A 20,237-nucleotide genomic window follows, 5' to 3' on the forward strand; every position below is an offset into this window, starting at 1 on the left:
ACTGGAACCGGAAGCTCCCCCGGACGTGTCCTGTTGTCTTGAGCAGGGCATGAACCACCCCGGCATCCGGCGACCTGGAGGTCTGCGCGCATATGGTCGACAGGGCCCCCACACCCTCTTCGTACTGGGCGAAGAACGAGACCGTCGACGACCGGTACACCGTGCTGGACGACGAGCCCAGAGCAGGTGGCATGGGGCTGGTGTACCGGGTGCGCCACGAGGTGTGGGGGACCGACCTGGCGATGAAGTGCCCGAAGCCGGAGCACTTCCGGAACGCAGAGAGCCGGCAGAGGTTCGTCACCGAGGCGGAGACCTGGGTGAAGCTGGGGCTGCATCCGCATGTGTGCAGTTGTTATTACGTGCGCACGATCGACGGCATCCCCTGTGTGTTCGCCGAGTACGCCACGGGAGGCAGCCTCAAGGACTGGATCGACGATCGTCGGCTGTACGCGGGCGGGCAGTCGAGAGCGCTGGCCCGGATCCTGGACATGGCGATCCAGATGGCGTGGGGCCTGGAACACGCGCACAGCCGCAAGCTCGTCCACCAGGACGTCAAACCGGACAACGTCGTTCTCGACGAGCACGGTACGGTCAAGGTGACGGACTTCGGGCTGGCCCGTGCCCGTGCGGCCGCCGCCGGTGTGCCCCGGCCACCGGCGGATCCCGACGCCACTGCGCAGCCGGGCCCGCGGCCCGGCGTCACCGTTCTCGTCCCCCACGCCGGGGGGCACACCACGGAGTACGCCTCGCCGGAGCAGGCGGAGGGGCGGCCGCTCGACCGGCGCACCGACATCTACAGCTTCGCGGTGTCGGTCTTCGAGATGTTCAACGGCGGACTGAGCTGGTATGCCGGACCCGGCGTGGGGAGGTCGCTGGCCGGCTACCGCGCCAGGGGCGGCACGGGCGAGGACTGGCTGCCGCCCCTGCCCGATCCGCTCGCCGACCTCCTCGAACGCTGTCTGGCCACGGATCCGCGGCACAGGCCCAGGTCCATGGTCGATGTCGCGGCGGAGCTCGTCGCCATCCACCGCCAGGTGTGCGGCCGTACGTATCCGCGCCCGGAGCCGGCCGAGGCAGACCTGCTCGCCGACGAACTCAACAACCGCGCCCTGTCCCTGCTCGACCTGGGCAGCGGGGCCGAGGACAGCACGGACAGGAGCGCCGAGGCCGAGAAGACGTTCAGGGAGGCGCTGGAGGCCGACCCTCGGCATCCGGGGGCCACGTACAACCTCGCGATGCTGCGCTGGCGGCGCGGTGCCGCCGGCGACGAAGAGGCGGTCGCCGCGTTGGAGACCGCTCGGGCCGACGACGACTCCTGGCAGGCCCGTCAACTGCTGGCCCAGGTGCACCTGGAGCGGGGCGACCTCGTCGCGGCGGGCGGGCTTCTGGAGGGGGTGGCGCGCGAGCGGCCCGACGAGCCGGAGGTCCTGACGGCGCTCCGCACAGTCCGGTCCGGGAGCGTCCGTACGACGTACCGGACGCTCCGGTACGGGGCCAAGCCGAAAGGGGGCTCCTCGCGCCGGCCGGTCCGCGTCACTCCCGACGGACGGCTGGCCGTGACCGGGGAGTACGGCGCCGTCCGGCTGTGGGACCTGACGACCGGGCGGTGTCTTCGGACGCTCGAAGCACACGGCGAGGGCGGGCACGGCCGGAGCGTCCACTCCGTCGACATCGCCGCGGACAGCCGCTTCGCCGTCTCGGCCGGCGACGACAAGACCGTCCGGCTCTGGGATCTGAGCGACGGGCGGTGCCTGCGCACCCTCGACGAGAAGTGCCAAGGAGTCCGGCTGAGCCCCGACGGCCGTCTGGCGCTGTGGGGCTGGTCCGACGACGGTTCGCTCCGTTTCTGGAACAGACGCACGGGCGAGCTCACGACGACGCCCGACGGACACGCGGCGGGCGTGGAGCAGGTGGAGGTGAGCGCGGACGGCCGATGGTCCCTGTCGAGCGGCTGGGAGCGAAGCGGGCCGTCGATCAGGCTGTGGGAGCTGAGCAGCGGCCGCTGTGCGCGGGTTCTCCTCGGGCACTCGTCACCGGTGATCGGCCTGTGTTTCCGTCCGGACGGAAATTCAGCGGTCGTCGCCCACCAGGACAGGACCATCGCCCTGTGGGACCTTCGCCAGGGCCTGCGCGTGCGGACTCTGCGGGGCCGCGTACGGGGACGCCTCATGTCACTCGGTTCCGACGGGCGGTTCCTGCTCACCGGCGACGACACCATGGGCGACGCGCAATTCTGGGACCTGGACAGCGGCCGGTGTCTGCGCACCTATCGCGACACGGGTGTGAACGCCGTGCTGCTGGACGCCTCGGGCCGCTCCGGTCTCGCGGTCGTGGCCGGCACCCTCTCCTACGGCGACAACGACCACAGGAGCGGCGTCTACGCCTGGGAGCTGGATCTGCCCGCGGGCCACACGGCCCCGCCGCACCTGAGCCGACCCCGCCCGCACCTGGAACTCCGGACACTGGACGATCGGGTGGCCGCCATGGTCACCGAGGCGGAGCAGGCCAGGACGGACGGGCGGCTCGCCGAGGCGCTGGACCTGCTCGCGCGGGCCCGGCGGATTCCCGGGTACGAACGGGCGCCGCGGGTCATGGACGCATGGCGGGAGCTGAGCCGGTGCACGGTGCGCGCCCGGCCGCGGACGGCCTGGTCGCCCCGGGCCATGCCGGCGGCGCAGGGCGCGGTGTACGCGGTCGAGCTGACCCACGACGGGCGGCACGCTCTGGTCGGCGGCTCCGACGGGAGCGTCGGTTGGTGGGACGTCCGCAAGGGCACCCGCACCCGCGCCTTCGAAGGCCACCAGCACGGTGTGCGGTCGGTCTGTCTGAGTGCCGATGCCCGCCGGGCCGTCTCCGCCGGCCAGGACGGCACCGTACGGCTGTGGGACGTCGCGTCCGGACAGTGCCGACGTGTCCTGCACATGTACGAGTACCTCCCGTCGCCCTCGGTGCCGGTGCGGTTCGGCGCGGACGGGCGGTCGGCGGTGATCGGGGGCGGTGACGGCGCGATCAGGGTCTGGGACCTGGACACCGGCGGTCCGGCACGGACCCTGACTGGCCATGAGGGGGCGGTGCACGCCTTGTGGGTCGGGGCCGACGGGCGGCTCGCCGCGTCCGCCGGGTCGGACAGGACGGTGCGGCTGTGGGATCTGGCGGAGGGCCGTTGCGTCTGTGTCCTGGAGGGCCACGCGAGCAGCGTCACCATGGTGTGCGCGAGTGCGGACGGAGCCTCCCTGCTCTCCTGCGACACCGGTTATGGCAGGACGATCCGGCTGTGGGACACCGCCACCGGGCATCAGGTGCGGGAGTTCGAGAAGGAGTCGAGCCCGAACGCGCTGTGCGTCACCGCGGACGGACGCTTCGCGTTCTCGGCCGGCCACGGCTCCCGCATAAATCTGTGGGAGGTCGCCACCGGCCGCTGCCTGCGCACCCTGGACAGCCCCGAGCAGACGGCGACAACCTGTCTCGCGGTGTCGCCCGACGGACTTACGGTGGTCTCCGGAGACGACGACGGGACCCTTCGGTCGTGGCTGCTCGACTGGGAGTTGGAGATTCCCGGACCGGCCGACGGACGGAGCCCGGAAAGGTGAGGAGCCTTGGTGGACGAATTCCTGCTGGACTTTCAGGAGAACATCGACGACGTCGAGGGCGGGGCATACGGCTTACCGGGACAGGCACGGCAGTTGGCCCGCCGTGCCGCCCGTGAACTCATGGACACGGCCCCGCCCGGTTGGCAGTCGCTGAGCTCGGTGTTCGCCCTGACGGCCACGGCCGAGCGGTCGACAGTCGTCGTTGTCAACGGCGGCCGGTCGACGCAGATCGAGCCCTCACCGTCCGTCCTCGCGCTGGTGCGCGAGCACCGCGAGGTGTCGGCCGGGCTCGGCGACGGTCCCTGGTGGCGGCTTCTGCTGGAGTTGTCCGACGACGGCGAGCTGGACGTCACGTGCGACTTCGGCAAGGAGCCTTTTCCGGACGAGCAGTTGTTCCCGCCCGAGAAGTACCGCGAGGATCTGGCAGCGTATCCGCGGACCCGGCTGCCGGTGTGGCTCGCGGCGTATGTCCACCACAACGGCAGGCAGCGGCGCACCCCGCAGCAGGCCGCCGCCGCGGCTCGCGCCGACCGCCGGGCGAAGGTGTGGCCGGTCCTCAGCGTGAACGACTTCCCGGGCTTCCCCGGCATGTGGGCCCGGTGGGCGGTGATCTCGGCGGCCTTCGTCGCCGCCGGGTCGGACTGGGGCCCCAGGATGCTGCCGTCGATGGGCTGGTTCGAGAGCTCCCGTCGCGGTGGCTCGACGCTGTACCGACTCCCCGACGGACGGGCCGTGTTGTCGGGAGGCGTGTGGGACGCTCCCGCGCTGGACACCGCCTACAACGGCGGCGAGCAGCTGCCGGACCTGTACGCGGGCGCCCCGGACTGGGTGGCGAACCAGGTGCTGAACCCGCGCGCCGAGACGGGTCTGCTGTCGTTCTGCTACTGGTGGGATGCCGGGCAGTGGCACCGCGGCGAGTCCGCGTCGGCGGAGGAGTCGGCCACAGCGGTGCCGGGTGTGTGGACCGCCGGTACGGTCGCCGGCATCGTCGCCGGTCTCATCGGGAACACGGGTACGCCGGGCGAGGACCACCGGGCGAAGGCGTCGACGCTGGTGTCCGCCGTGGAGAACGGGGTCGTCACCCGCGAGACCCTGGTGGCCGCCTTCGGCGACGACGGCCGTTCCGACATCGACGGTGCCCTGTACCAGCTCTCTCTCGCCGGCCTGGTGACCAGGGTGCCGCAGCCGATGCACGAGGAGGACGCCCTCGCCCGGGTACGGCAGTACATGCTGAGCCTGTCTCTGAACAGCCCGGAGTATTCGGTGTCGGAGCTGGTCGCCGATCGGTTCAGCGTCGGCTGGATGATCTACGTCCCGGTGCCGCGCGGTGAGATGGCCATCGGCCGCGCCATTTTCTACGTCACCGACGACGGTGCCTTCAAACGCTCGTCGTCCTCCGTCGCCCCGTCCGTTGCCGTCGCCGAGCTCGAGGAGGAGTTCTACAAGCGGCAGCGGGGGAAGCGGCAAGGAGACGCAGGAGACCAGGGAGGCACACCCCGATGACGCGCCCGCCCACCGTCACGCTGACCCTCGTCGAAGGACGGCTCGATCGCACCGAGTACGTCTTCGACGAGCGCACCACCGCCGTACTCGGCCGCGCCCGCGACTGCACGCTGAAGCTGCCCAACGACGAGCACCACCGCACGGTCTCGCGCCACCACTGCCTGCTCGACATCAACCCGCCCGACATCCGCATCCGTGACTTCGGCAGCCTGAACGGCACCTTCGTCAACGACCGGAAGATCGGCCAGCGCCGGAGCGACCAGACACCCGAAGAGGGCGCGGCCCAGATGTTCCCCGAGCGCGACCTCGACGAGGGCGACGAGATCAGGGTCGGCGCCACCGTCTTCCGGGTCGGCGTCGAGGTCCAGCACACCTCGGAACGGCTCCGGTGCAAGAAGTGTGGCCGGGACGTCAGCGGCGAGTCGCGCGTCCGAGTCGGCGAGTACCTCTGCGCGTCCTGCCAGGCCGAGCCCGCCGCGATGCTGCGGATGCTGCTGGGCCTGGCGCATCCCGGGCACGAGGAGCTGTCCTCCATCGCCGGGTTCACGCTCCTGAAGGAACTCGGCCGCGGCGGAATGGGCGCGGTGCACCTGGCCCGCCATGAGGCCACCGGGAAAGAGGTGGCGCTGAAGGTGATGCTCCCGAAGGTGGCGGTACGTCCCGAGTCGCGGGCCCGCTTCCTTCGCGAAATGGTGCTCACCCAGGCGCTGGGCCATCCCAGCATCGCCCGTCTGCACAGTTCCGGGTTCTCCAACGGCACGTTCTTCTTCACCAGCAAGTACTGCACCGGTGGCAGCCTGGACCTTCTGGCGGGCCGCAACGGGGGACGGGTGCCGGTGGACGAGGCGCTCCGGATCATGCTCCAGGCGCTGGAAGGGCTGGACCACGCGCACCGTCAAGGTGTGATCCACCGCGATCTGAGCCCCTCCAACATCCTGCTGCACAACGAGGCGGACGGCTCGACGACCGCGAAGATCAGCGACTTCGGCCTCGGCAAGGCCTTCGACCGGGCCGGCCTCAGCGGCCTCACACGCACCGGGGAGACCGCCGGCAAGCCGTGGTTCATGCCCCGCCAACAGGTCAGCGACTTCAAGAACGCCACCCCGGCCGGTGACGTGTGGGCCCTCGCCGCGTGCCTGTACAACATCCTGACCGGGAAGTATCCCCGCGACTTCGCGCGGGACAAGGACGTGTGGCAGGTCGTGCTCGACATGCCGGCGGTGCCCGTCCGCGAGCGAAGGCCGAGCGTCCCCCGGGCACTGGCCGACGTGATCGACAAGGCGCTCCAGGAGGAACCGGTCATCGGATTCCAGACCGCCGCGGAGTTCCGCGACGCACTCCTCGCGGCGGCCGACAGCCGCTGACCGTGGTCCGCAGGCCGCACGACCTGCGGCACAAATGGACCACCGCGACCTTGACGAGCGGCGCGGCCGTCCACGAAGTGTCCCGCCGGCTCGCACTCGCTCGATCAAGGTCACGGCGGACAAGTACGGCCACCCGACCGCCCGACGGCCCGGAACTCTGCCGTCAGGCGGTCGAGGCGGCCATGGCGCCGCACATGCTCACAGCAGGCCGAACGACTTCAGGACCCGGTGCTGACCCGGTGCCGGGTCAGCGGGCCAGTAGAGGTAGCACACCCCGCCCGTACCGCTTCTGACCTTGCCGTTCGCGTCGTAGCGCTTGGTGCGGAGCCAGATGTTCTCCCACTCCCTGCGCTTGTAGACCCGGCGCACGGCCTCGTTGTCCGGCGAGGCCGGGTCGTTCGCGATCACGTCGCCGTCCGCGGTGAACCCGATCACGGTCATCAGATGGCCGGAGGTCCCGTACCCGGCGCCGGTCAGCTCCTCCTTGAGGAAGGACTGCGACGTTATGGCCGGGATACCCGCACGGATCAGCGTCTCCAGGTCCGTGAGCGAGTCCAGCCGGGTCACCACCGCGTTCATCTCGTCGTACGTCGCGGCGTACGCGGCGTTGAACGGCCAGTTGCCGCAGCCCTCGTACTGGTAGTCGTAGGTGAACCGGGCGGCGTGGCAGACCTGCGGGTCGGCCAGACCGGGCTTGACCCAGGCGAGATCGTCGGCGGTCGGCCGGCGCCCCCAGTACTCGATGATCATCTGCGAGGAGGTGGGACTGCACCAGGCCTCGCCGCCGTTGTCGTACTCGGGGTATTGGCCCACGTGGACGTTCTGCGAGTAGCGCGGCACCCGCAACTCGCGGGCGAGGCCGGGGGTGCTGGCCGGCACGGTGAAGCGGTCCGGGACGTCGGACGCCATCGCGCCGAGCCGCCGGACGGTGGGCGTCAGGCGGCTGCCCGGGGTGCGGTGGAGGGTGAGCCGCAGCCGGTACGAGACCAGTCGCAGTCCACTCGCCGCGTCGTCCACCGAGAAGGTGTCGGTCCAGACGGAGCTCTTGCCGTCGGTCTGGTCGTCGACGGAGGTACGGCGGATGTCGCCGTCACCGGCGGCCCAGCGGCCCATCACGTACCAGGGTGTCGAGGTGCCGTCCGAATAGCGGCCCTGGAGCTCGATCTGGATCCAGGTGCCCGCGGGGGTCTCCGCGTTCCAGGAGGCGATCACCTCGGTCGCCGGGACGGCGGACCGGTGGACCGGCGAGGTCCAGGTCGCGTACTCCCAGGTGGCGGTCGTGCCGGTGTGCGGATCGGTGTAGTCGGTGCGCCCCACGGCGTGGTCGATCACCAACCCCGGGCGACGGCCCGCGAGGGCCCGCGTCCCGGCACCGGAGCCCGCCCGCCAGTCGGTGCAGGTGTGCCAGAAACGGTTGTCCACGGCAGGGGCCTTCGCCGAGGGGGCGCGGGGCGGGGCGGCGGAAGGCACGGCGGCGGTCGCGGAGCCGGCGGACGACACCGCCCCGGCGGTGACCGCTGCCGCGAGCGCGGCGGTCAGCACGGTTCTGCGTGAGGTCGGTCTGTTCATGGGCGAGACCCCCGGTCGTAAGCGGAATGGGGTGCAGGTGCACGACAGTGCGCCAACTATTGCGGGTCGTGGCCTGATCCGGCCAGCGATTCGGCTCGCGTCGGTAAACCAATATTGGTCTGGTCCACTGGCGTGACCTGCGACTGCTCCGGACCGGCTCGTAGGCTGGTGGACATGAACGACCTCTCGCTCCTCGCCGCGCGGCTGCGTGCCCTGGCGCCGTCCTGCGGGCCGGTCCGGCTGATCGCCGTCGACGGCCACGCGGGATCGGGGAAGAGCACCTTCACCTCCCGTCTGGCCGCCGCACTCGGTGACGCCCCCGTCCTGCATCTGGACGACCTGGCCACACACGAGTCCTTCTTCACCTGGGTGGACCGGCTGCGGGAGCAGGTGCTCGAACCGCTGGAGCGCGGCGAGCGCGCGCGGTACGCGCCGTACGACTGGACCGCGCGGAGATTCGGAACGCCCCGCGGCCTGGAGCCCGCACCGGTGGTCCTGATCGAGGGAGTCGGGGCCGGCCGCCGGGCGCTGCGGCCGCGGCTGGCCCGGCTGTTGTGGATGGACCTCGCCGCCGCGGAGTCCTGGGAGCGCGGCCGCCGCAGGGACGGGCCGGCGCTCTCGGACTTCTGGGACGGGTGGACGGCGGCCGAGGCTGAGCACTTCTCGGCCGACCCTTCCCGCTCCCACGCGGACGCTCTGGTACGGCAGTTGCCAGTGGGGTACGAGTTGCTGGAGGGGCTCGGAACGGGAGCGGGAGCGACCCATTCCGTCACAGATCGTGAGCGCTTCGCGCCGTCGTGCTGAATGGTGAGAAATCACCCCGGAAGTACCTCAACTCTGCTTGACCCGGGGGCGGTACAGGTCTTACGTTCTCAATGTGCGGCTTTTCGGAGCCCCCACAGACGCGAAGCCCCCGATTGTTCCCCCGTGATCGGGGGCTTCGTTCTGCCCTCGCACCCCCTCCCCCACGCCGGTCCGACGGATTCCGCTCACCCTGGGTCACGGTCTCCCTTCTGCCTGCGGCGCTCTTAGTCGCACACTCCCTGCGCAGGTACGATGCCTCTCGGTGCGGTCAATTCCCGTCCGTGACAAAGTGATTCGGCGCGCCCCGGTGGGCAGAATCGTGCGGCGGGACATCCTGGGGGCACGGTTTGTGGGGGACCAGATGGACATCGGCACGCAGGGCGCACAGGCCCCGGCCGACCTCGCCTGGCTGCGCGGCGTGGACGCCTACACCATGGGCGCCTACCCGCAGGCCGAAGAGGAGTTCAGGGCTGCGGTTCGCCTCGATCCCGGCATGGCGGACGGCTGGCTCGGCCTCCACGCGCTGAGGGTCGACACGACGACAGCGCTGCTGCGCATGTATCGCCATCGCGAGCGCTTCGGCGAGCAGCGCACCCGCCATCGGCGCACGCTCAACTCCTGGTACTGGCTGGGCTGGTGGGTGCAGCCGGTGCTGGAGAGCGCGCGCGACCTGCTGCTGGCGCACGCCTCGCACTGGCTGGACGGCCGCCATGTCCCCGAGCTGGACCGCGCACTCGCGGGCCTGCCGCCGGTGGACGCGGACCCGCAGGTGCGTTTTCTGCACGCCTGCCGCTCGTATCTGGTCAAGGACTGGGACCAGCTCGTACGCAACACCGAGCAACTGGTGGACGATCCGCTGCTCGGCATCGAGGCGGGGCTGTTCGGCGGCATGGCGCGGGTACGGCTGGAGATGTACGGGCAGGCCGAGCCGCTGCTCTCCACCGCCCTGATGCGCTGCCGCAGCGAGCAGCCGCAGCGCAAGGAGCTGCGCTACTGGCTGGCCCGTGCGCACGAGGGCACCGGTCGCAGCGCCGCCGCCCTGCCGCTCTACCGGGCGGTGCACCGGATCGACCCGGCGTTCATGGACACCTCGGCGCGGCTCGCCGCGATCGCGGACTACGACGGCCTGGAGGGCTCCGACGAGGCAGCGGGCCTGGCCGCCGTGTCGCTGGCCGGGCTCGGCACGGACGGCACCGTGTCGGAGGCTCAGCCGGACGCGGATCCGCTGCTCGGCGCCGATCCGGTGGACGGCCGGGAGCTGCGGCCCGGCGGTGAGGTGCCCGGCCTTCCGGGCCTCGGGATGCCGCCGCCGTCCGGTGGGGCACGGCGCAGGGCGGCGGCGACCGGACAGCCGCCGTCCCCGTTCCCGGCGGGGCCCAGCGATCCGGTGCTGCTCGCCGAGGCGCTCGCCGAGCTGGAGCGGATGGTGGGTCTGGAGCCCGTCAAGCGCCAGGTCAAGGCGTTGTCCGCGCAGCTGAACATGGCGCGGCTACGGGCCGGCCAGGGGCTGCCCGTACAGCCGCCGAAGCGCCATTTCGTCTTCTCGGGCCCGTCCGGCACCGGCAAGACCACGGTGGCCCGCATCCTGGGCCGGGTCTTCTACGCGCTGGGGCTGCTCGGCGGCGACCATCTGATCGAGGCCCAACGGGCGGATCTGGTGGGCGAGTTCCTCGGCCAGACCGCGGTCAAGGCCAATGAGCTGATCGACTCCGCGCTCGGCGGGGTGCTCTTCGTCGACGAGGCGTACAGCCTCGCCAACAGCGGCTACAGCAAGGGTGACGCGTACGGAGACGAGGCCCTGCAGGTCCTCCTCAAGCGTGCGGAGGACAACCGGGACCATCTCGTCGTCATCCTCGCGGGCTACCCGGAGGGCATGGACCGGCTGCTGACCACCAATCCCGGGCTCTCCTCACGCTTCACCACCCGGGTGGACTTCCCGAGCTACCGGCCGCTGGAGCTCACCTCGATCGGCGAGGTGCTGGCGGCGGAGAACGGCGACGCGTGGGACGAGGAGTCTCTGGACGAGCTGCGTTCCATCAGCGGCCATGTCGTCGAGCAGGGCTGGATCGACGAGCTGGGCAACGGCCGGTTCCTGCGCACCCTGTACGAGAAGAGCTGCGCCTACCGCGATCTGCGGCTCTCCGGCTACGCGGCCGTGCCGAGCCGGGACGATCTGGCCACGTTGCGGCTGCCGGACCTGATGCAGGCGTACGGCGAGGTGCTGTCCGGCCGGGGGCCGGTGGACCGGGGACCGCAGGAGCCACCGGCCCTGTGAGCCCCGGTTGCCGGAGGAACCGGGCGACGGCCCCTCCGGCAATCAATACACCTAGCGGACCGACGCGGTGAGTTCGCCGTAGCCGGTCGTCGTGCTCGCGGGTTCCGCCGCCCGGCGCGGGACCGCGACCCGGTGGGCCGGGTCGCGCACCTCGCCGACGAGCATCTCGAGGACGTCCTCCATGGCGACCAGGCCGAGGATCCGGCCGGACGCATCGGCGACCTGTGCCAGGTGCGTGGCCGCCCTGCGCATCACGGTCAGGGCGTCGTCCAGGGGCAGCTCGGCGCGTACCGTCGCCATCGGGCGCCATACGTGCTGGGGGACGGCCCGCTCGCCGTCCTCCAGGTCCAGGACGTCCTTGACGTGCAGATAGCCCATGAACGGACCGCCGCCCTCCGCGCAGACGGGGAAGCGCGAGTAGCCGGTGCGCACGGTCAGCTCCTCGATCCGGTGCGGGGTGACGGACGGGTCCACGGTCACCAGGGAGGCCCGGCGGAGCAGCACGTCGGTGACGGGCCGGCTGCCCAGCTCCAGTGCGTCCTCCAGCCGCTCCTGCGCCTCCGGCTCCAGCAGTCCGGCCTGGCCGGAGTCCTCGACGAGCCGGTTGAGCTGCTCGCTGGTGAAGACGGCCTCCACCTCGTCCTTCGGTTCGACGCCGAAGATCCGGAGCACCAGCCGGGCGCAGGCGCCCAGTGCGGCGGTGACCGGTCGGCAGAGGCGGGCGAAGCCGACGAGGCCGGGGCTGAGCCAGAGCGCGGTCTTCTCCGGCGCCGCCATCGCGAGGTTCTTCGGGACCATCTCGCCGATGACGAGGTGGAGGAAGACCACGAAGACGAGTGCCAGGACGTAGCCGAGCGGGTGGATGAGGGCCTCGGGCAGGTGGATCGCCTGGAAGACCGGCTCCAGCAGATGGGCGACGGTCGGTTCGGCGACTGCGCCGAGGGTCAGTGAGCAGACGGTGATGCCGAACTGGGCGGCGGCCATCATCTGTGGCAGGTTCTCCAGCCCGTACAGCACCTGGCGGGCCCGGCCCGACCCGGCCGCCGCGAGGGGCTCGACCTGGCTGCGCCGTACGGAGACGAGCGCGAACTCGGCCCCGACGAAGAAGCCGTTCGCCAGCACGAGGAGCGCGGCGAAGAGCAGTTGGACCAGGCTCATCGCACGGCCTCCAGGACTGAATGGGCCACCGGGGCCCCGGTGCCGGGCGCCTCGGCCGTGCGCACGAAGCGGACCTTCTCGGCGCGGTAGTGGCCGACCTGGCGCACGGAGATCCGCCAGCCGGGCAGCTCGGCCCGGTCGCCGGGGGCGGGGATGCGCCCCAGCAGATCGGCGACGAGTCCGGCCACGGTCTCGTACGGTCCGTCGGGGACGTCGAGTCCTATCCGGCGCAGGGTGAGAACCCGGCAGCTGCCTTCGGCGTCCCAGGCCGGGCGGCCGTCCTCCGCGGCGGCGGGGGCCAGTTCGGGCCGGTCGGCGCCTTCGGCGTCGTGCTCGTCCCTGACCTCGCCGACGAGCTCCTCGATGATGTCCTCGAGGGTGACAACTCCGGCGGTGCCGCCGTACTCGTCGACCACGACGGCGATCGGCTGCTCGTTGCGCAGCCGCTGGAGCAGCTGTTCGACGGGCAGGGTCTCCGGGACCAGCAGTGGTGGTACGGCGATCCGTCCGGCCGGGGTGCGAAGCCGGTCCCGGGCGGGCACGGCGAGCGCGTCCTTGAGGTGGATCATGCCGACGACCTCGTCGATCCGCTCCTGGTAGACGGGGAAGCGGGAGAGGCCGGTGGCGCGGGTGAGGTTGAGGACGTCCTGTGCGGTCGCGGAGGACTGCAGGGCGCTGACCTTCACCCGGGGGGTCATGACGTGCTGGGCGGTGAGTCCGGCGAGCGAAAGGGTCCGTACGAAGAGATCCGCGGTGTCCTGTTCGAGGGTGCCGGCCTCGGCCGAATGCCGGGCCAGGGAGACCAGCTCCCCGGGGGTGCGGGCGGAGGCCAGCTCGTCGGTGGGTTCGACGCCCAGCAGTCGTACCAGCCGGTTGGCCACGGTGTTCAGCAGACTGATCACCGGCCGGAACACGGCGGAGAAGCGGTGCTGGGGGCCGGCGACGAACCGGGCGACCTGGAGCGGCCGGGAGACCGCCCAGTTCTTGGGCACGAGTTCGCCGATCACCATCTGGACGGCGGAGGCCACCATCATCCCGATCACCACGCTGATACCGGGGATCGCGCCGTCGGGCAGCCCGGTCGCGGTGAGGGGGCCGTCCAGCAGCTGGGCGAGTGCCGGTTCGGCGAGCATGCCGACGACCAGTGAGGTGATGGTGATGCCCAGCTGGGTGCCGGAGAGCTGGAAGGAGAGTTCACGCAGGGCTTCGACGACGGTGCGGGCCCGCCGGTCGCCCTCGGCCGCGGCACGTTCGGCGTCCGGCCGCTCCACCGTGACGAGCCCGAATTCGGCTGCCACGAAGAATCCGTTGGCGAGGATGAGAAGGAATGCCGCGCTCAGAAGCAGCAGGGGGGTGGTCATGCCGCCGCCTCCGGGGAAGGGGCGGCGCAGGTACTACCGGACGATCCGTCCATTGCTGGAAGGAGTCACTCCTTGGGTCGCAGGAAAGCCCCGCCGGTCTCGTTTCTCATGGACCTCTGGTGCGGGGCGGGGCGCACAGGGACACCGCCGCCCTCCAGAGTAATCAAGAAGCGGCCGTACGGGGCAGAGGGCTCAGCCGATGTCCGTTCCGGTGCCGTGGTTCTCGGCGAGGGCGCGGAGCGTACGGGCGTCGCGGATGGCCTGCTGCTTGGCGATTCCCGGCTGGATGCCGAGGGCGGGCATGCTGGTCCCGTCGCTCAGGTCGAGAAAGACCCAGGGGTCACCGACGCGCAGGTTGACCCGGAGGATCTCCGCCCAGGACAGCCGGCGCGTCCGGGTGAGATTGACCACGGTCACCCCCTCCTCGTCCGCGACGATCTTCGGGCGGCTGAGGAGTGCGAGCACTCCGAAGAACAGCAGCGCCGTGAAGACGAAGCTCGCCCGCTCCCCCGGACTCAGTTGCTCCAGGGTCAGCGCGACGGCGGTGATGACGAGGAACATCGCCGCCCCCACGGTCAGCAGGACCACCCGGGTTCGGGTCGGCCGGAACGTGACCGGGAGGGTGGGGAGTTCGGGCCGGGGTGCGGGGGCGGACATGATGTTCTTCTGTCTTCCGGGTGGTCGCCCGGCCGTCAGAGGCGGCAGGCGTGGATGGCGGTGGTGAGGATGGCGCGGGCGCCGAGGTCGTACAGATCGTCCATGATCCGCTGGGCCTCCCGGGCGGCGACCATGGAGCGGACGGCGACCCAGCCCTCGTGGTGCAGCGGCGAGATGGTCGGCGACTCCAGGCCCGGGGTGAGGGCGACCGCGCGCTCCAGGTGCTCGACGCGGCAGTCGTAGTCCATCATCACGTAGGAGCGGGCGACCAGGACGCCCTGGAGGCGGCGGAGGAACTGCTGCACCTTGGGGTCGTCGTCGGGTGCGCCGGTGCGGCGGATGACGACGGCCTCCGACTTCATGATCGGCTCGCCGATGACTTCGAGTCCGGCGTTGCGCAGGCTGGTGCCGGTCTCCACGACGTCGGCGATGACCTGGGCGACACCGAGTTCGATGGCGGTCTCGACCGCGCCGTCAAGGTGGACGACGGAGGCGTTGACGCCGACGTCGGCGAGGTGCTTGGCGACGATGCCCTCGTAGGAGGTGGCGATCGTCATGCCGTCGAAGTCCTGCGGGCCCTGTGCCGTGCCGGGCTTGGTGGCGTAGCGGAAGGTGGAGCGGGCGAAGCCGAGCTGGAGGATCTCCTCGGAGTCGGCGCCGGAGTCCAGCAGCAGGTCGCGGCCGGTGATACCGATGTCGAGGCGGCCGGAGCTGACGTAGATCGCGATGTCGCGCGGCCGCAGGTAGAAGAACTCGACCTCGTTCTCGGGGTCGACGAGGACGAGTTCCTTGGACTCCTTGCGCTGCTGGTAGCCGGCCTCATGGAGCATCGCCATCGCAGGCCCGGAGAGTGAACCCTTGTTGGGGACGGCGATGCGCAGCATGAGGTCAGGTTTCCTTTGCGAGGAGGGTGTCTTCTGCGGACGTGCGGATGTGCGTGGTGCGGAGGTGGTGCTCAGAGATGGGCGTAGACGTCGTCGAGCGAGATCCCGCGGGCGACCATCATCACCTGGACGTGGTACAGCAGCTGGGAGATCTCCTCGGCGGCGGCGTCCTTGCTCTCGTGCTCGGCGGCCATCCAGACCTCGGCTGCCTCCTCGACGACCTTCTTGCCGATGGCATGGACGCCCTTGTCCACGAGCTCGGCGGTACGGGAGGTGGAGGGGTCGCCGTTGGCGGCCTTGAGCTGCAGCTCGGCGAAGAGCTCTTCGAAGGTTTTGTTCGCCATGATGGTCTTAGAGTACGGGGTCCGTGCCCTGCGCTCAGCGCCAGGGCTCGCTGACCGTGCGCAGCGTTGCGGCGGTGGCGACGGCCGCGGTGACCGCTTCGTGCCCCTTGTCCTCGTTGGACCCTTCCAGGCCGGCCCGGTCGAGCGCCTGCTCCTCGGTGTCGCAGGTGAGTACGCCGAAGCCGACCGGGACCCCGGTGTCGACGGCGACCTGGGTGAGGCCGCTGGTGACGCCGTGGGACACGTACTCGAAGTGCGGGGTGCCGCCGCGGATGATCACGCCGAGGGCGACGACCGCGTCGTAGCCGCGGCCCGCGAGGACCTTGGCCACGACCGGGAGCTCGAAGCTTCCGGGCACCCGGAGCAGGGTCGGCTCGTCGATGCCGAGTTCGTGCAGGGCGCGCAGGGCGCCGTCGACGAGTCCGTCCATGACCTTCTCGTGCCACTGCGCGGCGACGACCGCCACGCGCAGGTCACCGCAGTTGCGTACGGACAGTTCGGGTGCGCCCTTGCCGCTCATGTCTCTCCTACCGCTCGTTTCCGTGATCTCACTGGTTGCCGCAGGTCGACGCCGTGGCGGTGTCGAGCCAGGGCAGGTCGTGCCCCATGCGGTCACGCTTGGTGCGCAGGTAGCGCAGATTGTGTTCGCCGGCCTGGACGGGCATCGGCTCGCGGCCGGTGACGGCGAGCCCGTGCCGCAGGATCGCGGCCGTCTTGTCGGGGTTGTTGGTCATCAGCCTGAGGCTGTGGACGCCGAGGTCCGTGAGGATCTGGGCGCCGGCCGCGTAGTCCCGGGCGTCGGCGGGCAGGCCGAGCTCCAGGTTGGCGTCGAGGGTGTCGATGCCGCGTTCCTGGAGTTCGTAGGCGCGCAGCTTGGACAGCAGGCCGATGCCGCGGCCCTCGTGGCCGCGCAGGTAGACGACGACGCCGCGGCCCTCCTCGGTGATCCGGCGCATGGACGCGTGCAGCTGCGGGCCGCAGTCGCAGCGCTGCGACTGGAAGATGTCACCGGTCAGGCACTCGGAGTGGACCCGGACCAGGACGTCGTCGCCGTCGCCGAGGTCGCCGTGGACGAGCGCGACATGCTCGACGCCGTCGGTCGTGGAGCGGTAGCCGTAGGCGGTGAACGCGCCGAAGCTCGTGGGCAGCCGTACCTCGGCCTCGCGGCGGACGGTCGGCTCCGAGCTGCGGCGGTAGGCGATCAGGTCCTCGATGGAGATGATCGTGAGGCCGTGCTTGCGGGCGAACGGGACCAGCTGGGGCAGCCGCAGCATCACGCCGTCCTCGCCGGCGATCTCCACGATGGCCCCGGCGGGCCGCAGTCCGGCGAGCCGGGCGAGGTCGACGGCTGCCTCGGTGTGGCCGTTGCGGACCAGTACGCCGCCGGAGCGGGCGCGGAGCGGGAAGATGTGGCCGGGCCGCACGAAGTCGCCGGGGCCTGCCTCGCCGCCCGCCAGCAGCCGGAGCGTGGTGGCCCGGTCGGCGGCGGAGATGCCGGTGGTGACGCCGTGGGCGGCGGACGCGTCGACGGAGACGGTGAACGCGGTCCGCATCGACTCGGTGTTGTGGTCGACCATCTGCGGCAGTTCGAGCCGTTCCAGCTCGTCGTTCTCCATGGGCGCGCAGATCAGGCCGCGGCACTCGCTCATCATGAACGCGACGATCTCGGGGGTGGCCTTCTCGGCGGCGATGACGAGGTCGCCCTCGTTCTCCCGGTCCTCGTCGTCGACGACCACGACGGGCCGTCCGGCGGCGATGTCCCGAATCGCCTGCTCGACGGGGTCCAGGCGGAGGTCCTCGGCGGCGCTTTCGTGTTCCCGGTGCAACCAGGTGGGCTGGGCAGTCATGCCGTGGCTCCTTCCAGAGCGGGTGTCCGCGAACGCAGCCACCAGTCGCGCATGCCCCACAGGACCAGGGCGCCGTACACGACGTAGATGAGACCGGAGAAGGCGAGTCCGCTGTGGAAGTTCAGCGGTACGCCGACCAGGTCGACCAGCAGCCAGGCGAACCAGAACTCGACCATGCCGCGGGCCTGGGCGAGCATCGCGACGAGCGTGCCGGCGAATATGTACGCGTCCGCCCAAGGGCTCCAGGAGAGCGAGGGGAACGCGGTGAACAGGCCGCCGACCGCGAGGGTGCCGACCGCGGCGCCGCCCAGCAGGTAGCCGCGCTCGCGCCAGGTGGCGAACCGTACGGCGATGGAGCCGTCCTGGGCCTGCTGCCTGCCCCGGGTCCACTGCTGCCAGCCCCAGACGGCCACGGCGATGACGACGAGCTGCTTGCCGACGCTGCCCGCCTGGTGCACGGACGCGTTGGCCGCGACCAGGACGACGCCGGACAGCAGCTGGGCCGGCCAGGTCCAGATCGAGCGGAGCCAGCCCAGGGTCAGCGCGATCAGACCGACGGTGTTGCCGATCATGTCGGACCAGATGATGTGCTGCCCGAAGACGGTGAACGCCTCCGAGTTCAGCCAGTTCAGGGCGGTCACCGGACCGGCTCCTCGGGCTCCTGCGCGGGGTTGCCGAGCAGTCGCTCGACGTACTTCGCGATGACGTCCACCTCCAGGTTGACCGGGTCGCCGGGCTCCTTGATGCCGAGCGTGGTCAGGGCGAGGGTGGTGGGGATGAGGCTGATGGTGAAGTAGTCGGGTCCGGCGTCGACGACGGTGAGGCTGACGCCGTCGACGGTGATCGACCCCTTCTCCACCACGTAGCGGGTCAGCTCCGCGGGGAGGGAGACCTTCACGATCTCCCAGTTCTCGGAGATCCTGCGCTCGACGATGCGCCCTGTGCCGTCGACATGGCCCTGGACGATGTGGCCGCCGAGCCGGCCGCCGACCGCCATGGGGCGTTCCAGGTTGACCCGGGAACCGGTGTCCAGGGCGCCGAGGCTGGACCTGTTCAGGGTCTCGGCCATCACGTCCGCGGTGAACTCGCCGTCGCCGAGGTCGACGACGGTGAGGCAGACGCCGTTGACGGCGATGGAGTCGCCGTGCTTGGCGCCCTCGGTGACCACGGGGCCGCGCAGGCGGAATCGGGAGGCGTCGCCGAGCTTCTCGACGGCAGTGACTTCACCCAGTTCTTCGACAATTCCGGTGAACACTCAGTTTCCCTTCCGGGCAGGGCCGGGGACGGCGGTGATGCGCAGATCGGGGCCGATACGGACGGTCTCGGTCACATCGAGGCGCAACGCCTCGGCAATGGTGGAGATTCCGGCGTCGGCGAGGGCCGCGGGGCCTGCGCCGAGGAGTACGGGGGCGAGATAGCCGACGACCTTGTCGACTGTTCCCGCGGCGACGAAGGCCCCGGCCAGGGTCGGGCCGCCTTCGAGGAGTACGGAGCGGACGCCGCGCCCGTACAGGGCACGGAGCAGGGCGGGGATGTCCAGGCCGGGGCCGGTGGCGGCACGCGGCAGCCGCAGGACGGCCGCCTCGGGCAGGTGCCGGGCGTCGGCGTCCTCGGCGACGGCGATCAGGGTGGGCGCGGTGCCGTCGAGGACGCGGGCGCCGGGACGTACGGCGATGGCGCCGGTGTCGACGACCACGCGCAGCGGCTGCACGGCGTCTTCGATGCCGCGTACACCGAGCTGCGGATCGTCGGTGCGGGCGGTGCCGGAGCCGACCACGACGGCGTCGGCCTCGGCGCGCAGCCGGTGGACGTCTGCGCGGGACTCGGCAGAGGTGATCCAGCGGCTGGTGGCGTCGGCGGCCGCGATCCGGCCGTCGAGGCTCGCCGCGTACTTCCACAGGACGTACGGGCGGCCGAGGCGCACCGAGGTCAGCCAGGCCGCGTTGCCCGCTTCGGCCTCGTCCGCGAGGAGCCCCTGCTCGGCCTTGATCCCGGCCGCGCGCAGGGTGTCTCCACCACCGGTGGCCTGCGGGTTCGGGTCGCCGACCGCATGGACGACCCGGGCGACCCCAGCCTCGATGAGCGCCTGGGCACAAGGGCCGGTACGGCCGGTGTGGTTACAGGGTTCGAGGGTGACGTAGGCGGTGCCGCCCCGGGCCCGGTCGCCCGCGTCGCGCAGGGCGTGGACCTCGGCGTGCGGGCCGCCGGCCCGCTGGTGGAAGCCTTCCCCGGCGTGGCGGCCCGCGGCGTCGAGGATGACGCAGCCGACCACGGGGTTGGGGCTGGTGGAGCCGAGACCGCGGGCGGCGAGCGTGATCGCACGGCGCATGGCGGTGATGTCGGCTGCGGTGGCCACCGGGTCCTCCTGCCTCTTCGGGCACGGACTCCGGGGCCTGTCGATGACGACAGATGAAGCGGGAACGCCACGGGGGAACGCCGAAAATGCCGGAAAACACGGATGGATCGGTCGCCCGAAAACCATCCGCCGACGGCGGCGTACCCGCGAAACGGCCCGCCGCGCACTGCCTCCCATCCGGACTTTAACCGTCGGTCCAGGAATCCCACCTGGTCAACCGGCCGCTGGATGCGGACGGGTCGCGGACTATAACCGCCGGTTCGGAATTGCACCGACCCCGGAGTGCGCTGCTGCTGGTACACGATCAGTGTGCCACGCCCCGCGGTGGGCCATGCGGGTGAGTGTCTGTGGACTGGCTCACAGGACAACCCCGGCCGAAGAAGTTGACACTTAAAGGTCCAGACCTATTGACGCACTGGTCTAGTCCTTTTAATCTCTGCGTCACCTCCGAGGAGCGGTCCCGCGGTGTGCGCACACCCGGGGCACCAACACGACCCACCCCTTTGCCGGTTGTGTTCTGCCGAA

Annotated in this window: 16 protein-coding genes and 1 riboswitch; of the genes, 5 read left to right on the forward strand and 11 right to left on the reverse strand. The window is 71.0% G+C overall.

Going from position 1 to position 20,237, the window contains the following annotated elements:
- Positions 1-92: 92 nt before the first annotated feature.
- From OG978_RS07715 to OG978_RS07725, 3 genes are read left to right on the forward strand one after another with little or no spacing between them, the layout of a single operon-like run.
- Positions 93-3,590: a protein kinase domain-containing protein gene (locus OG978_RS07715; protein ID WP_326764478.1), complete on the forward strand. Its 3,498-nt coding sequence runs from the start codon at positions 93-95 to the stop codon at positions 3,588-3,590.
- 9 nt (positions 3,591-3,599) lie between these two features.
- Positions 3,600-5,093: a hypothetical protein gene (locus OG978_RS07720; protein WP_326764479.1), complete on the forward strand. Its 1,494-nt coding sequence runs from the start codon at positions 3,600-3,602 to the stop codon at positions 5,091-5,093.
- Positions 5,090-6,457, forward strand: a complete 1,368-nt coding sequence (locus tag OG978_RS07725; RefSeq protein ID WP_326764480.1) for a protein kinase domain-containing protein — start codon at positions 5,090-5,092, stop codon at positions 6,455-6,457. Before OG978_RS07720 ends, OG978_RS07725 begins: the two co-directional genes overlap by 4 nt.
- Positions 6,458-6,655: 198 nt before the next feature.
- Here the strand turns inward: OG978_RS07725 and OG978_RS07730 are convergent, their stop codons facing one another.
- A complete protein-coding gene (locus OG978_RS07730; RefSeq protein WP_326764481.1) occupies positions 6,656-8,026 on the reverse strand; it encodes a peptidase C39 family protein in 1,371 nt (456 codons plus the stop codon).
- A 174-nt stretch (positions 8,027-8,200) separates the two neighbouring features.
- On the opposite strand from OG978_RS07730, the gene OG978_RS07735 reads away from it, so the two are divergent.
- Both OG978_RS07735 and OG978_RS07740 read left to right on the forward strand, forming a co-directional pair.
- A complete protein-coding gene (locus OG978_RS07735; protein WP_326764482.1) occupies positions 8,201-8,830 on the forward strand; it encodes a uridine kinase family protein in 630 nt (209 codons plus the stop codon).
- A gap of 361 nt (positions 8,831-9,191) precedes the next feature.
- Positions 9,192-11,105, forward strand: a complete 1,914-nt coding sequence (locus tag OG978_RS07740) for an AAA family ATPase (protein ID WP_326764483.1) — start codon at positions 9,192-9,194, stop codon at positions 11,103-11,105.
- Positions 11,106-11,156: 51 nt separating this feature from the next.
- Here OG978_RS07740 and OG978_RS07745 read toward each other — a convergent pair whose 3' ends face one another.
- From OG978_RS07745 to ribD, 10 genes are all read right to left on the reverse strand, one after another.
- Positions 11,157-12,263, reverse strand: coding sequence for a hemolysin family protein (locus tag OG978_RS07745; RefSeq protein ID WP_326764484.1), 1,107 nt, complete (start codon positions 12,261-12,263; stop codon positions 11,157-11,159).
- Positions 12,260-13,624: a hemolysin family protein gene (locus tag OG978_RS07750; protein ID WP_326764485.1), complete on the reverse strand. Its 1,365-nt coding sequence runs from the start codon at positions 13,622-13,624 to the stop codon at positions 12,260-12,262. The genes OG978_RS07745 and OG978_RS07750 overlap by 4 nt, the downstream gene beginning before the upstream one ends.
- A 192-nt stretch (positions 13,625-13,816) precedes the next feature.
- Entirely contained in the window at positions 13,817-14,281 is a 465-nt protein-coding gene (locus tag OG978_RS07755) for a PH domain-containing protein (RefSeq protein WP_326764486.1), read from the reverse strand.
- Positions 14,282-14,316: 35 nt separating this feature from the next.
- On the reverse strand, positions 14,317-15,165 hold the full coding sequence (gene hisG, locus OG978_RS07760; protein ID WP_072489486.1) for an ATP phosphoribosyltransferase: 849 nt from the start codon (positions 15,163-15,165) through the stop codon (positions 14,317-14,319).
- A 71-nt stretch (positions 15,166-15,236) separates the two neighbouring features.
- A complete protein-coding gene (locus tag OG978_RS07765; protein WP_018524273.1) occupies positions 15,237-15,509 on the reverse strand; it encodes a phosphoribosyl-ATP diphosphatase in 273 nt (90 codons plus the stop codon).
- A gap of 34 nt (positions 15,510-15,543) precedes the next feature.
- Positions 15,544-16,029 (reverse strand): 6,7-dimethyl-8-ribityllumazine synthase, encoded by a 486-nt coding sequence (gene ribH, locus OG978_RS07770; RefSeq protein WP_326764487.1) that lies wholly within the window; start codon positions 16,027-16,029, stop codon positions 15,544-15,546.
- Positions 16,030-16,057: 28 nt separating this feature from the next.
- Positions 16,058-17,356, reverse strand: coding sequence for a bifunctional 3,4-dihydroxy-2-butanone-4-phosphate synthase/GTP cyclohydrolase II (locus OG978_RS07775; protein ID WP_326764488.1), 1,299 nt, complete (start codon positions 17,354-17,356; stop codon positions 16,058-16,060).
- On the reverse strand, positions 17,353-17,997 hold the full coding sequence (locus OG978_RS07780) for a nicotinamide mononucleotide transporter family protein (RefSeq protein WP_326764489.1): 645 nt from the start codon (positions 17,995-17,997) through the stop codon (positions 17,353-17,355). Before OG978_RS07780 ends, OG978_RS07775 begins: the two co-directional genes overlap by 4 nt.
- A complete protein-coding gene (locus tag OG978_RS07785) occupies positions 17,994-18,611 on the reverse strand; it encodes a riboflavin synthase (RefSeq protein ID WP_326764490.1) in 618 nt (205 codons plus the stop codon). Before OG978_RS07785 ends, OG978_RS07780 begins: the two co-directional genes overlap by 4 nt.
- The gene (gene ribD / locus OG978_RS07790; protein WP_326764491.1) at positions 18,612-19,712 is read right to left on the reverse strand and encodes a bifunctional diaminohydroxyphosphoribosylaminopyrimidine deaminase/5-amino-6-(5-phosphoribosylamino)uracil reductase RibD; all 1,101 of its coding nucleotides are present in this window, start codon (positions 19,710-19,712) and stop codon (positions 18,612-18,614) included.
- Between the two features lie 159 nt (positions 19,713-19,871).
- Positions 19,872-20,002, reverse strand: a riboswitch (FMN riboswitch).
- Between the last annotated feature and the right edge of the window lie 235 nt (positions 20,003-20,237).

This window comes from Streptomyces sp. NBC_01591 (assembly GCF_035918155.1).
Taxonomy (GTDB): domain Bacteria; phylum Actinomycetota; class Actinomycetes; order Streptomycetales; family Streptomycetaceae; genus Streptomyces.